The following is a 13,251-nucleotide window of genomic DNA, read 5'->3' on the forward strand; positions in this document are numbered from 1 at the left end:
GCCTCTTCGCCGCTGGGTCACCGGTCATCAACTCCATCGCAGATGTTAGTCATCATTAACGTTACCGTCTACCATGCGAGGGGTGACGACTGCTCAGCCCACCGCCCGCGGCCGCGGTTCACGACGCGCGGAGATCCTGGACGCCGCGGCGGAGCTGTTCGCCGCGCGCGGCTTCCACGGCGTCTCGATCGAGGACATCGGCAGCGCGGTCGGCACCTCGGGCCCGGCCCTCTACCGGCACTTCAGCGGCAAGGACGCCCTGCTCGCGGAGATGCTGCTGGACGTCAGCGAGCGCCTGCACACCTCGGGCGCGCGCCGCGTGACCGAGGCCGCCGACGCGGAACAGGCGCTGGACGCCCTGCTCGGCTGCCAGATCGAGTTCGCGCTCAGCCATCCGGCGCTGATCACCGTGCACGACAGGGAGCTGGGCAACGTCCCCGAGCCAGCCCGGCGGCGGATCCGCCGGCTCCAGCGGCTGTACGTCGAGGAGTGGGTCACCGTGCTGAGCGAGCTCTACCCGGGGCGCCCGCAGGCCGGGCTGCGCGCCGCGACCCACGCCGTCTTCGGGCTGCTCAACTCCACCCCGCACAGCGCGGGCGAGCTGCCGCCCGCGGCGATGGCCGAGCTGCTGCGCGGCATGGCCCGTGCGGCGCTGGCCGCCACCCAAGGTTAGGATTCGTTAACTCCTGACGAGGCGTTCGCGCCTCGGGGCCGGGTGCCACGCCTGCGAGGGGGTCACCACGACCGTGCACGGCGCCTCGCGCAACATCACCCGGCAGACCGGGCCGATGGCGGGCTCCATCGGGTCGTCGCGCTCCCGGTCGGCGACCACCAGCAGGTCGGAGCGGTCGGCGGCGTGGCGGAGCACCTCGACGTGCGGTCGCGTCTCGATCAGGCTCTCCACCTCGACCGCGGGATACTTCTCCTCCCACACCGCGACGTCGGTGTTGAAGCGGACGGCCGCCTGCCTGGTGTCGCGGGCGTTCTCGGGGCAGAGGCAGATGATCAGCAGCTCCGCCCTGCGCAGCCTCGCCTCCTCGAAGGCGACGCCCAGCTCCGCCGATTCGGGGCTCGCGTCCTCCGCCGCGATCGCCACCCGGCCGACGCGCGGGTGGCCGGACCGCCTGACGACGGCCACCGGGCAGCGGGCGTGCGCGGCGACCTCGACGGTCGAGCCGATCCGCAGCTCGTCGGGATCGCCCGCGCCGCGCGGGCCGATCACGATCAGCTCGGCGAAGCCCGACAGGCCCACCAGGGCCGCGGCCGGGGTCCCCTCCACCAACTGCCCGCGCACCCGCGCCTTGGGCGCCAGTTCGCGCGCCGCCGTCAGCCCGTTGTCGAGGACGCGCCTGCCCATGCGGCGTACGACCTCGGTGGTCTCGGGGGCGAGGGAGAGCCTGGGGTAGGGCCACTGCCAGGCGTGGCAGACGAGCAGCGGGAGAAATCTCAGGCGGGCCTCCTCGACGGCCCATCGCAGGGCCAGCCGGCTCTCCGCCGAGCCGTCGTATCCGACGACCACCGGTCGTTCGTCGTCCTGTACCGGCATCACGGCTCCTCTCCCCCGTCACTCCTTTCCATCCTTCTCCGATCCGCCCCCCGGAAAGGATGCGCACCTACAAGACTCTTCGTGTTTTGCGGCTCGTATCGGCAAAGACGCCTGCTCCCGCCCGGGGGCGGCGGGAGGGCGCTCATGACCGGCCGGGGCCGGAACCCGGGCCGCACGGGCCGCACGGGCTCGCCGGAACGGTACGGCGGCCGGTCGTCGACACGCTCACCGGCACCGTCACCGGCAGGGTCATCGGCGTGTCGGCGGCGTGTCATCGGTACGGGGCGATCGCAGGCATGGATCGCCGGTCACGGTCACCGGCGCGAGCCGGTCACAGCTACGAACAACCGCTCACAGGCACGAGCCGGCCACCGTCACGACGGCGGTCGGCGTGCAGAGCGTGCTCGCCCAGGCGGCGACGGCCGACGTGACCGCGAGCGGAGGGCCCGGCACGGCGAACATCGCCGGCGCCAGTGCGACCGCGAGCGGGGGGCCCGGCACGGCGAAGATCACCGGCGACGGTGCGACCGCGACCTGCGGGACGGCCACGGACGACACGACGGCGACCGCAGGGATGGTGCAGGGCGGCACGACGGCGAGCGGAGGAGTGATGCAGGGCGGCACGTCGACCGGAGGCACGACGTCGACCGGCGGAGTGGCACCGGGCGGGACAGTGTCGACCGGCGGAGTGGCACCAGGCGGCACGGTGTCGGCCGGCGGAGTAGTACCAGGCGGGACAGTGTCGACCGGCGGAGTAGTACCAGGCGGGACAGTGTCGACCGGCGGCGGGGTCCCCGGCGGCACGGCCGTGGGTGCCGGGGCGGCCCCTGACACCGGGGCGGGCGGGGGCGGTGTCACGGCCGAGGGTGACAGCGCGGACGTCGATGCGGCCCCCGGCGCCGATGCGCCCCAGGTGGCCGGTGCGGCGGGGGCCGGTACCCCGGGTACCGGCGTGTCACCGGAAAGCGCCGGGACGGGTGACGCCGTATCCGGAAACGACACGGCGGCGTGGGCCGCGCCGGGCAGCATGACGGCCGCCCCCACCGCCCCGGTGAGAATCAGTTTTCCAAGCATGTGCGCCTCCACTGATGTGAACGATGTGGCTGGTGTGGTGGACGTGAACTCCGAAGATGCTGGCAGCCGCAGTATCCGCCGATGGCAAAGGCATCCCCCTCGGGTGGTCCGCAGGAGGAACGGCTTGTGGCAACGGGGAAGCGAGATGCCTGGGGATCGCAACACAGGACCCGGAAACGAATATGCTCCGACCATTCGAGGCTTCCGCCCCTTCTGCTGGTCAGGCTCCGCGTGAGAGTTCCGGTTCATTCATCGGGCAGACCGGTAAAAACAACCCTGACAATCCGTCATGAACAACGGTTAAACGCGATCGATCCGCGAGCCCGTACGCATCAAAGATGTCAAGGTTGAGGACGGCGTCCGCCCACGGGGGACATAATCGGGCTGTGGCGCGCGACACTGTTGAGACCCATTTCACCGAGGCCGTGACCGCCCTTTCCCCCGGGGCGCCGCGCGATCCCGGCCTGCCCGTGCGGGAGGGCACGACCCTGACGGGCGCCCGCTGCCGCGAGCTGTTCGAGTTCCAGCTCGGCAGCAGGCTGCTGGACATCACCGCCCGCTGGCTGCGCGAGCAGGGCCAGGGCTTCTACACCATCGGCTCGGCCGGGCACGAGGGCAACGCCGCGGTCGCCTCCGCGCTGCGCGCCACCGACCCCGCCCTCCTGCACTACCGGTCCGGCGCCTTCTACCTGACCCGGTCGGCGATGGCGGGGCGGCTGCCCGAGGAGGGGCTGCGCGACGTACTGCTCGGCCTGACCGCCTCGGTCGAGGAGCCGATGGCGGGCGGGCGGCACAAGGTCTTCGGCCACCCCGACCTGGCGGTGATCCCGCAGACCTCCACGATCTCCAGCCACCTGCCCCGCGCGGTGGGCGTGGCCTTCGCGATCGAGCGCACCCGCCAGCTCGGCCTGCCGGGGCCGTGGCCCGCCGACGCGATCGCGACGTGCAGTTTCGGTGACGCCTCGATGAACCACGCCAGCGCCCTGTCGGGCCTCAACACGGCCGCCTACGGCTCGTACCAGAAGCTGGCGCTGCCGATCCTGTTCGTCTGCGAGGACAACGGGCTGGGCATCAGCGTGCGCACCCCCGACGGCTGGGTCAGGGCCGCCCGTCACCCCCTGATGAGGTATTTCGAGGCCGACGGCTGCGACCTCGCCGACGTCCACGACGTGGCGCTGGCCGCCGCCGACCATGTCCGCACGCACCGCGCCCCCGCCCTGCTGCGCGTCGCCACCGTCCGGCTGATGGGCCACGCGGGCTCGGACGTGGAGCTGTCCTACCGGACCAAGCGGGAGATCGACGCCGACCTGGCGCGCGACCCGCTCGTGGCGACCGCCAGGCTGCTCGTCGAGGCCGGCCTCACCACCCCCGACGAGCTGCTGCTCCGGTACGAGACGACACGCGAGCACCTGCTGAAGATGGCGATGGAGAGCTCCCGGCGGCCCCGGCTGGTCTCCGCCTTCGACATCGTGGAGCCGCTCGCCCCGCGCACCCCCGCGGCCGTCGCCGCGGCCAGCACCCGGGTCGCGCCGCCGGACGTCAGGGCGAGGGCCTTCGCCGGCAGGCTCCCGGAGCAGGAGGGCCCGCTCACCTTCTCCCAGTCCGTCAACCGCACCCTCGCCGACTCCCTCGCCGCCCACCCCGACACGCTGGTCTTCGGCGAGGACGTGGCACGCAAGGGCGGCGTCTACGGCATCACGCGCGGCCTGCAGAAACGCTTCGGCCCCGGCCGGGTGTTCGACACCCATCTGGACGAGCAGGCCGTGCTCGGCCTCGCGCTCGGCTCCGGGGTCTCCGGCCTGCTGCCGGTGCCCGAGATCCAGTACCTGGCGTACCTGCACAACGCCCTGGACCAGATCCGGGGCGAGGCCGCGACGCTCCAGTTCTTCTCCCAGGGGGCCTTCCGCAACCCGATGGTGGTGCGCGTCGCCTCCTACGCCTACCAGAAGGGCTTCGGCGGCCACTTCCACAACGACAACTCCGTCGCCGCGCTGCGCGACATCCCGGGCCTGCTCGTAGCCTCCCCCGCCCGGCCCGACGACGCCGCCTCGATGCTGCGCACCTGCCTCGCCGCCGCCCGCGTCGACGGCAGCGTCTCCGTCTTCCTCGAGCCCATCGCCCTGTACAACACCCGCGACATGTTCGAGGAGGGCGACAACGGCTGGCTCGCCCCGTACGCCCCCCCGGCCCGGTGGGCGGAGACGCACATCCCGATCGGACGGGCCCGCAGTTACGGCGACGGCCGCGACCTGACCATCGTGACCTTCGGCAACGGCCTGCGGATGAGCCTGCGTGCCGCGGTGCGGCTCACCGCCGAGGGGCACGGCTGCCGGGTCCTGGACCTGCGCTGGCTCTCCCCCCTCCCAGTGGAGGACCTGATGCGGGCCGCCGAGCTGACCGGCAAGGTGCTGATCGCCGACGAGACCCGCCGTACCGGGGGCGTCTCGGAGAGCATCGTCGCCGAGCTGCTCGACGCGGGTTTCACCGGCAGGATCGCCCGGGTGACCTCCTCCGACAGCTTCATCCCGCTGGGCGAGGCGGCCAGGCACGTGCTGCTGTCGGAGGCCGAGATCGAGGCGGCCGCCCGCAAGCTGCTCGGCTGACCCGCCCTTCGGCCCGGAATCCCGGAATCGGCCCCACCTCTTCAGCGGAACGTGTTCAATTGGACGCACGCCGTCACGGGTCACGGCCTCGGCCCGCCGGCAGACCGCCCCTCCATTTTCCCCCGAGCAGGAGGTAGCATGCCCGACGTGGCGACCCGGAGCACCGTTCAGCGCGTGACGGATCTGGAGGCCTGGGCCTTCAGGACCGGCAAGGACCTGGCGGACATCAAGGAGACACTGCACGATCTCCCCAAGATCATCCGCGAGGAGGTCATGACCTACACCGCGCCGATGTTCGAAGAGGTCATGAACCGGATGGCCACCAAGGAGGATCTCTCCGCGCTCTCCACCAAGGTGGACGGCCTGGAGGGCAAGGTGGACAACCTCGACGCCAAGGTCGACAGCCTTGAGGTGAAGATGGACGCCCGGATGGACTCCTTCGAGGGCCGGATGAAATCCATGGAGGGCCGGATGGAGTCCTTCGAGGGGCGCATGGAGTCCTTCGAAGGACGTATGGAGTCCGTGGAAGGCAAGCTGGACCTGATCCTGGCGAAGCTCGACTGACTCTCTCACCGGTGAGCCCCGGGCCGGTGGTCCGGGGCCCCCGTGGCGGGTTCAGAGCCAGTCGCGGCGTTTGAACACCAGATAGAGGGTGAGGCAGACGCCCCCCATGAGCAGGACCGCGAAGGGATAGCCCCACTTCCAGTGGATCTCGGGCATCACGTCGAAGTTCATGCCGTAGATGGTGCCGACGAGGGTGGGGGCGAACAGGATCGCGGCCCAGGCGGAGATCCGCTTGACCTCCTCGTTCTGGGCGTTGCTCGCCTCGGTGAGGTTGGTCATGTGCTCGTTCTGGGCCTGGGCGACCATGGTCGAGTTGACCACGAGGATGTCGTGGAGCATCTGGCGGAAGCCGCTGACCCGCTCGGCGACGGTGATCGCGTGGTCGGCCACATCCCGCAGGTATCTCTGCAGCTCCTGGTCCACCCCGTACTTGGCGGCCCCCGCGATGAAACCCTCGATCATGCCGAGGAGCGGCTGGGTGGCCCGCTGGAACTCGATCACCTCGCGCGACAGCTCGTAGATGCGGCGGGAGACCCCCGGCTCGTTGCCGAAGACCTGGACCTCGATCTCGTCGATGTCGTTCTGCAGGCCGGCGACCACGGGGGCGTAGCCGTCCACGACCGCGTCGAGGATGGCGTAGAGCACCGCCTGCGGGCCCTGGCCGAGCAGCTCGGGGTCGTGCTGCATGCGGCGGCGGACCTGCGACAGGTCGGGCGCCTCGCTGTGCCGCACGGTGATCACGAAGTTACGGCCGACGAAGACGTGCAGCTCGCCGAAGTCGACCTCCTCGGCCTCGTCGAGATAGCGGGCCGGGCGGAGCACCACGAACAGGGTGTCGCCGTAGCGGTCGGCCTTGGGCCGCTGGTGGGCGACGATGGCGTCCTCGACCGCCAGCTCGTGCAGGTCGAACTCCTCGGCGACGTTGAGGATGACACCGTCCTCGGGCCGGTAGAAGCCGATCCAGGCCATGCTGCCGGGGGTGTTCTTCAGGCGTTCGAAGGCCTCGGGCAGCGAGCCGGGAGTGGCGGCGCGATGGCCGTTGACGTAGATCGCGTTGTCGATGACGCGCGAGCGGGGCGGGACCGGCCGGCCGTCGCCGACGGACCTGGGGTCCATCGATCGCTCGGGAGACTCCCGACCGGTTCCGGGACGCCCGCGCACCAGGCTCCGCAGGCCCCGCATTCGCCGGTCGGTCACGCGTCTCTCCTCATCGGGCGCTCATGAACTCCTGCAACGACCGCATCGCGGTGCCACGGATCTTCGCCCTGAGCATCGGGGTCCAGCCGAGGACGATACCGACCGGCCGGCCCATCGCCATCTTGGACCAGCGTTTGAGGTCGAAGTCGTCGTGGTGGCGGACGATCAGACCCTCCTCGAAGCGGAAGAGGGCGTCGACCTCGTTGACGACCTTCCTGCCCGTCTTGCCGAAGGTGTAACGGCCGGTCCAGTGCGCCGTTCCCTCGTGCGGGCGGGCGGTGATGTCGCGGACGGCCACGGTGAGGTCGGCGCTGCGGCCGAGGAGCATCCGCCACATGCCCATCACCCGGTCGCGTCCTTCGAGGTCCTGGAAGACGGGGTCACCGAAGGTGACGTCGGGGTGGTAGCAGAGCTCCATCGCGTCGGCGTCGCGGCGCGCGAAGGCGTCGTAGAACGTCTTGATGAGCTCGGCGTTCCGATCGTTCACGAGTCTCTCCCGGTCATCAATGTCCTGCGGACCGAGTGTAGTGCGCGGACAGGTCAAGGAGATTGTCCGCGTTGTTCCAGCACACCGCGCGGAGCCAGCCGTCGCCCAGGCCGAGCCGGTCGAGGGCGTGGAGCTGGTGGGCGTACGGGTGGGGGATGTTCGGGAAGTCGCTGCCGAGCAGGACCTTGCCGGCCAGGCCGAGGTCGCGCAGGCGCGGCAGGAGGCGCGCGGGGAACGGCATTCCGCGCTCGGCGAAGTCGGTGAAGGTCATCGTGGTGTCGAGCCGCACGTTCGGGAAGGTCTCGGCCAGCTCGAAGAACTCGTCGTACTCCGGCATGCCGAGGTGCGCGACGATCATCGGCAGGGCCGGGTGGCGGTCCAGCACCCCGCCGATCGGCCCCGGCCCCGTGTGGCGGCCGGGCAGCGGGATCGAGCTGGCGTGCACGACGACGGGCACGCCCCGCTCGGCCAGCAGCCCCCACACGTCGTCGATCTCCTTGAACCGGGGGTCGAAGTCGCCGACCTGGAGGTGGACCTTGAAGATCCGCGCCCCTCGGCCGAGCGCGTCCCGGACGTAGCCGAGAGCTCCAGGTTCGGGGTAGAAGGTGGCCGAGGGAAGACATCCCGGGGTACGGGCGGCGAAGTCGAGCGTCCAATCGTTGAGGCTCTCGGCCATGCCCGGCCGGTGCGCGTAGGCCAGGGCGGAGAAGACCCTCACCCCGAGTGCCCGCAGCCTGGCGACCCGTTCCCCGGCGGGCAGCCGGTAGTGGATCGGCCAGCCGTCCCCCATCAGGGGACTGCCGTGCTCGAAATGGTGCCAGACTCGACGTTCCATCCGCTCCGGCAGGAAGTGGACGTGCACGTCCGCCAGGCCGGGAAGGTCCAGTTCTCGCCACCAGGCGGGTACGTCCGCGTCCGCGAGTTCCGGAATCATGTTCGGCACGGTTCCGACTTTATCGCCAGCACACCGGCAGTCGTGGGACGCTTTGCTCTCACACCGCGAAGGAGAAACGAGCGTTGTCCGACCTCTGGGTGACCCTGACCACGACCCGTTCCGGGCCGCCCCTGTGGGTCGTGCTGCTGTCCGCCCTGGCCGCGCTGGGGGTGGTGTCGTGGTCCACCTCGTGGCAGCTGTCACGGGGGCTGATCACCATCGCCCACGAGGGCGGGCACGCGCTGGTGGCGCTGCTCACCCGGCGCAAGCTGGAGGGCATCCGGCTGCACTCCGACACCTCCGGCGTGACCCTGACCAGGGGCAAGCCCCGGGGATTCGGCATGATCCTGACCGCCGCCGCCGGATACGTCACCCCGTCCCTGCTGGGGCTGGGCGGGGCGTGGCTGACCGCCTCCGGCTACGTGGCGGTGCTGATCACGATCGTGATCGGGCTGCTGTTCTGCATGCTGCTGATGATCCGCAACCTGTTCGGCGTGGTGAGCCTGCTGGCCACCGGGGGCGCCATCTTCGCCTTCACCTGGTACGCGGCGCCCGACATGGACGCCGTCCTGGCCTACCTGGCCGTGTGGTTCCTGCTGCTGGGAGGCGTCCGGCCGATCGTGGAGCTCCAGCGCAAGCGGCGTCGCCACCAGGCGCCCGACTCCGACGCCGACCAGCTCGCCAGGCTCACCTTCCTGCCCGGCGGGTTCTGGGTGTTCCTGTTCCTGGTGGTGGCGGGCGCGTGCCTGGTGGCCGGGGCCTACCTGCTGCTGCCCTCGGCGCTCAGGCTCATCTGAAGCACGGCTTCGAATCTGAAGCACGGCTTCGAAACACCCCGAAACACCTAGAAGCGCCTCAAAGCACCGCCATGTCCAGGCTCGGGCTCGCCGGGAACTCGGGTTCCTCGGACGTTCGGGTTCACCGAAGGCTCGGGCCTGGCGGAAAGCTCGGGCTCATCGGGGAAGGCCCCCGCCGATTCGCCGCCCCCCGGCTCTCGCGGTCGCACCGAAGACGCCGAAGACGCGAAGACACCAAAGACTCGAAGACGCCGGGAACGCGAAGACCCCGAGAACACCGAGAACACCGCGGACGCGAGAGACGCCACCGTCACATCCGGTCCCGCGACCGCCGTCACCACCGGCGGGAAGCCCAGCAACAAGATGGTCACGATCCACGGCACGAGTATTAGATGGACTAATCACTGTATTTCATGTTGACTTTGCGGCCCCCCTTGACCTTCCGCATCAGGCCACGAAGCCACCCTCCTTTATTGACATTTAACGACTTTTTGGAGTTTATTATCGGGGATATCATTTTTCCTGCGAGAGGCGTTCCATGTCCCACCCCGCTTACCTCGCAGGAGCGGCCGGGGCGGGCGTCCTGCTCGCCTCGCTGGGCGTGACGCTCGTGCTCCTCCTGCGGCTCAGGCGGCTTCGCGCCGAGCGGGAGAGGGCACTCACCAGGGCGTACGAGGGGTTCGCCCGCGACATGCACGACATCGTGGGGCACTGGCTCTGGCTCGCGTCCATCAAGGGAGAGCTGGCCCACCGGAGGGCGAACGGCGACGCGCGCCTGCGTGAGGACCTGGAAGAGGTGCTGCAGGCGGTGCGGCAGGCCGCGCACGCCGTACGGAACGTGTCGGAGGCCCGCCACCGGCTGTCGTTCTCCGGTGAGGCCGCGCGGGCCAGGACCCTGATGGAGGGCTTCGGGGCCTACTGCTCGGTCCGGGTGGACGTGGACGAGCTTCCCGAGGTCGTGAGCGCCACACTGGGCGCCGTGGTCCGCGAGGGCGTGACGAACATGCTGCGGCACAGCCAGGTGAAGCGGTGCGCGATCGAGCTGGTCGAGCACGACGGCCGGCTGCGCCTCACCGTCGTCAACGACGGGGCTCCCCGGCGGGAGACGCACTCCACCGGCAGCGGCGTGGACAACCTGGACCACCGGGTGGGCGAGCTGGGCGGCACGGTGCGGGCGGCCGGGGGCACGGACGGGTGGTTCACCCTGATAGCCGAGCTTCCTGGTAATTTTTCCGAATAACCTTCACGTCCTGGACGAAAGCGCAGGTAGCGCACACCGTCACGGTCGACACTGTGAGTTTCGCATATACGAGTGGTTTAGTTTGTAACTAGTGGTTTCTCGGGTTATCCGTAATTCTCTCTTCTGGAAGACAGCAGGGGAGAATGCCGTGGATGACCAGTATGAGCTTTATTGTCTGGCGGACCCGCTTTTTTATGACACGCTTGACGGCCGCCGGGGAGATCACCCTGATTTCGCACTCGCTGCCCGGGATGTCCCGGCGGGCTGGCAGCACCAGGCGACCGACACCTGGATGCACTACGCGCCGCTCACCGGCCGCACCCCCGCCCAGGGCTGGAAGATCCACGTCTCCGCCCGCGCCGAGGACGCCGACCGCGCCATAGAGGCGGTCTGGGACTACTGCGTCCCCCGCGACATCGCGTTCAAGTTCCTGCGCAGCCTGCCGGTCATGACCATGCTGAACTCCAAGGCCGCCCCACGCGGCGCCAGCGGGAAGCTCGTGACGATCTACCCGGTGGACGAGGCGCAGCTGGAGCTCACGCTCAAGGAGCTCGACGAGCTGCTGCGGGGCGTCGAGGGGCCGTACATCCTCAGCGACCTCCGCTACGGCCAGGGCCCGCTCTTCGTGCGGTACGGCGGTTTCGCCGGACGGCGCTGCCTGGCCGACAACGGCGAGCTGGTGCTGGCCATCGAGGACGGCGAGGGGCGGCTCGTCCCCGACGTGCGGGAGCCCGCGTTCGGCGTGCCGTCCTGGGTGACGCTCCCCGCCTTCCTCGAACCCCACGTGGCCGCCCGCAACGCGGTCACCACCGAGGGCCTGCCGTACCGGGTCGAGAGCGTCATCCAGTTCTCCAACGGCGGCGGCGTCTACCTGGGCGAGGACCTGCGCACCGGGGAGCGGGTCGTGCTGAAGGAGGCCCGCCCGCACGCCGGCCTGGACGCGGCCGGCCGGGACGCGGTGGCGCGGCTGGCGCACGAGCGCGACATGCTGGAGCGCCTGGCCGGGCTGGACGCGGTGCCCGCGCTGATCGACTACTTCACCCTCGGCGGGCACCATTTCCTGGTCGAGGAGTTCGTCGACGGCAACCCGCTCCAGCGGCAGCTCGTGCACAAGTACCCACTGACCAGGGCGACCTGCGACGACGAGGCCCTCGCCGAGTACACCGCCTGGGTGCTCGACACGCTCCCCAAGGTGCGCCGGGCGGTGGAGTCCCTGCACGAGCGCGGGGTGGTCTTCGGCGACCTGCACCCGAACAACATCCTCGTGACCGAGGACGGCCGCCTGGTGCTGATCGACTACGAGGTGACGACCCTCACCGAGGACCGGGGCCGCGCGGCGCTCGCCCACCCGGCGTTCGGCGCGCCGGCCGGCCGGCAGGGCGTCGACGTCGACCTGTACGCCCTCGCCTGCCTCTGCCTCGGGCTGTTCGCCCCCCAGCTCACGATCATGCTGTCGCTCGACCGCGCCAAGGTGAACGAGCTGGCCAGGCTGATCGGCGAGACCTTCCCGGTGCCGCGCGAGGTGCTCGACGAGGCGGTCAGGACCGTCACCGGTCCCGAGCCCGCGGCGGCCACGCCGTACCCGAAGCCGGGGCTCGACGACTGGCCCCGGCTGCGGGAGGCGATGACCCGGGCCATCCTGGCGAGCGCCACCCCCGAGCGCGAGGACCGGCTCTTCCCCGGCGACGTCGCCCAGTTCCAGCCCGGCGGGGGCGTCAACCTCGCGTACGGCGCGGCGGGCGTGCTCTACGCGCTGGCCGCCACCGGGGCCGAGCGCCGTCCCGAGTACGAGGACTGGCTGCGCGCGAAGGCGCTCGCCCCCGACCCGGGGACGGGGATCGGGTTCTACGACGGCCTGCACGGCGTGGCCTACGTCCTCGACCTGCTCGGGCACCGCCAGGACGCGATCGACACCGCCGACCTGTGCCTGCGCCAGAAGTGGGAGGCGCTGGAGCTCGGGCTGTTCGGCGGCCTGGCCGGCATGGGCCTGAACCTCCTCCACCTCGGCGAAACCACCGGCGAGCGGACCTTCACCGAGGTGGCCCTGCAGATCACCGGCATCTGCTCCGACAGGCTGGGCGGGCCCGGCGACGTACCGGAGGTCAGCGGCGGCAGCCACCCCCGCGCCGGGCTGATGTACGGCTCCTCCGGGCCCGCTCTCCTCTTCCTGCACGCCTACGAGCGCACCGGCGACGCGGCGCTGCTCGAGCGGGCGGCCGTGGCGCTCCGGCAGGACCTGCGGCGCTGCGTCACCGGCGAGGACGGAACCCTCCAGGTCGATCAGGGCTGGCGCACGCTGCCCTACCTGGACGAGGGGTCGGTGGGCATCGGCCTGGTCCTCGCCCGCTACCTGGCCCACCGCGAGGACGAGGACTTCCGCGCCGCGCTCGACGGCTGCCGGCGCGTCACCCGGGGACGCTACTTCGTGCAGTCCGGCCTGTTCACCGGCCGGAGCGGCATGATCGGCGGTCTCGGCTGGGGCCTGGGCCCCGAGCCGGGCGCCTCCCGTACCGACCGGGGTGTCGACCGTACAGACCTGGCCGAGCAGCTCCGCGGGCTGGACTGGCACGCGCTGCCTCATGGCGGCGGGCTGGCCTTCCCCGGCAACCAGCTGCTCAGGCTCTCCATGGACTTCGCGACCGGTACGGCCGGAGTCCTGTTCGCGATGAGCGCCGTGCTGCACGACCGTCCGGTGTTCCTCCCCTTCATCGAGCCGCCCGGCGGCAGGAGCGCCCCGGCAGGGGTGTCCGCGCACGGATCCGCCGGGCGGTTTGGCTCCCATCACGACACACGGAAGGAGGTGTAACGA

At 70.7% G+C, this 13,251-nt stretch carries 11 protein-coding genes; 6 read left to right on the plus strand and 5 right to left on the minus strand.

Annotation, left to right across the window (positions count from 1 at the left end):
- Positions 1 to 73 precede the first annotated feature (73 nt).
- On the plus strand, positions 74 to 673 hold the full coding sequence (locus tag ACFFRH_RS25215) for an SACE_7040 family transcriptional regulator (RefSeq protein WP_344743012.1): 600 nt from the start codon (positions 74 to 76) through the stop codon (positions 671 to 673).
- 6 nt (positions 674 to 679) lie between these two features.
- Here ACFFRH_RS25215 and ACFFRH_RS25220 read toward each other — a convergent pair whose 3' ends face one another.
- Both ACFFRH_RS25220 and ACFFRH_RS25225 read right to left on the minus strand, forming a co-directional pair.
- The gene (locus ACFFRH_RS25220) at positions 680 to 1,546 is read right to left on the minus strand and encodes a universal stress protein (protein ID WP_344743013.1); all 867 of its coding nucleotides are present in this window, start codon (positions 1,544 to 1,546) and stop codon (positions 680 to 682) included.
- A 351-nt stretch (positions 1,547 to 1,897) separates the two neighbouring features.
- On the minus strand, positions 1,898 to 2,185 hold the full coding sequence (locus ACFFRH_RS25225; RefSeq protein ID WP_344743014.1) for a hypothetical protein: 288 nt from the start codon (positions 2,183 to 2,185) through the stop codon (positions 1,898 to 1,900).
- A gap of 821 nt (positions 2,186 to 3,006) precedes the next feature.
- Here ACFFRH_RS25225 and ACFFRH_RS25230 point away from each other — a divergent pair.
- Both ACFFRH_RS25230 and ACFFRH_RS25235 read left to right on the plus strand, forming a co-directional pair.
- A complete protein-coding gene (locus tag ACFFRH_RS25230) occupies positions 3,007 to 5,223 on the plus strand; it encodes a thiamine pyrophosphate-dependent enzyme (RefSeq protein WP_386159955.1) in 2,217 nt (738 codons plus the stop codon).
- 138 nt (positions 5,224 to 5,361) lie between these two features.
- The gene (locus ACFFRH_RS25235) at positions 5,362 to 5,787 is read left to right on the plus strand and encodes a hypothetical protein (RefSeq protein WP_386159957.1); all 426 of its coding nucleotides are present in this window, start codon (positions 5,362 to 5,364) and stop codon (positions 5,785 to 5,787) included.
- Between the two features lie 51 nt (positions 5,788 to 5,838).
- On the opposite strand, the gene ACFFRH_RS25240 is transcribed toward ACFFRH_RS25235, so the two are convergent.
- The 3 genes from ACFFRH_RS25240 to ACFFRH_RS25250 are packed head-to-tail and all read right to left on the minus strand — an operon-like array spanning position 5,839 to position 8,405.
- Positions 5,839 to 6,984, minus strand: a complete 1,146-nt coding sequence (locus tag ACFFRH_RS25240) for a magnesium and cobalt transport protein CorA (RefSeq protein ID WP_386159959.1) — start codon at positions 6,982 to 6,984, stop codon at positions 5,839 to 5,841.
- Between the two features lie 10 nt (positions 6,985 to 6,994).
- The gene (locus ACFFRH_RS25245; protein ID WP_386159961.1) at positions 6,995 to 7,471 is read right to left on the minus strand and encodes a nuclear transport factor 2 family protein; all 477 of its coding nucleotides are present in this window, start codon (positions 7,469 to 7,471) and stop codon (positions 6,995 to 6,997) included.
- Positions 7,472 to 7,487: 16 nt separating this feature from the next.
- Positions 7,488 to 8,405: an amidohydrolase family protein gene (locus ACFFRH_RS25250; RefSeq protein WP_386160108.1), complete on the minus strand. Its 918-nt coding sequence runs from the start codon at positions 8,403 to 8,405 to the stop codon at positions 7,488 to 7,490.
- A gap of 83 nt (positions 8,406 to 8,488) precedes the next feature.
- Between ACFFRH_RS25250 and ACFFRH_RS25255 the strand changes: the two genes are divergently transcribed.
- From ACFFRH_RS25255 to lanKC, 3 genes are all read left to right on the plus strand, one after another.
- A complete protein-coding gene (locus ACFFRH_RS25255; RefSeq protein ID WP_386159963.1) occupies positions 8,489 to 9,202 on the plus strand; it encodes a M50 family metallopeptidase in 714 nt (237 codons plus the stop codon).
- A 538-nt stretch (positions 9,203 to 9,740) separates the two neighbouring features.
- Positions 9,741 to 10,442, plus strand: a complete 702-nt coding sequence (locus ACFFRH_RS25260) for a sensor histidine kinase (RefSeq protein ID WP_386159965.1) — start codon at positions 9,741 to 9,743, stop codon at positions 10,440 to 10,442.
- A gap of 148 nt (positions 10,443 to 10,590) precedes the next feature.
- Positions 10,591 to 13,248 (plus strand): class III lanthionine synthetase LanKC, encoded by a 2,658-nt coding sequence (gene lanKC / locus ACFFRH_RS25265; protein ID WP_386159967.1) that lies wholly within the window; start codon positions 10,591 to 10,593, stop codon positions 13,246 to 13,248.
- Positions 13,249 to 13,251 lie beyond the last annotated feature (3 nt).

Source organism: Streptosporangium vulgare, assembly GCF_042428775.1.
GTDB lineage: Bacteria > Actinomycetota > Actinomycetes > Streptosporangiales > Streptosporangiaceae > Streptosporangium > Streptosporangium vulgare.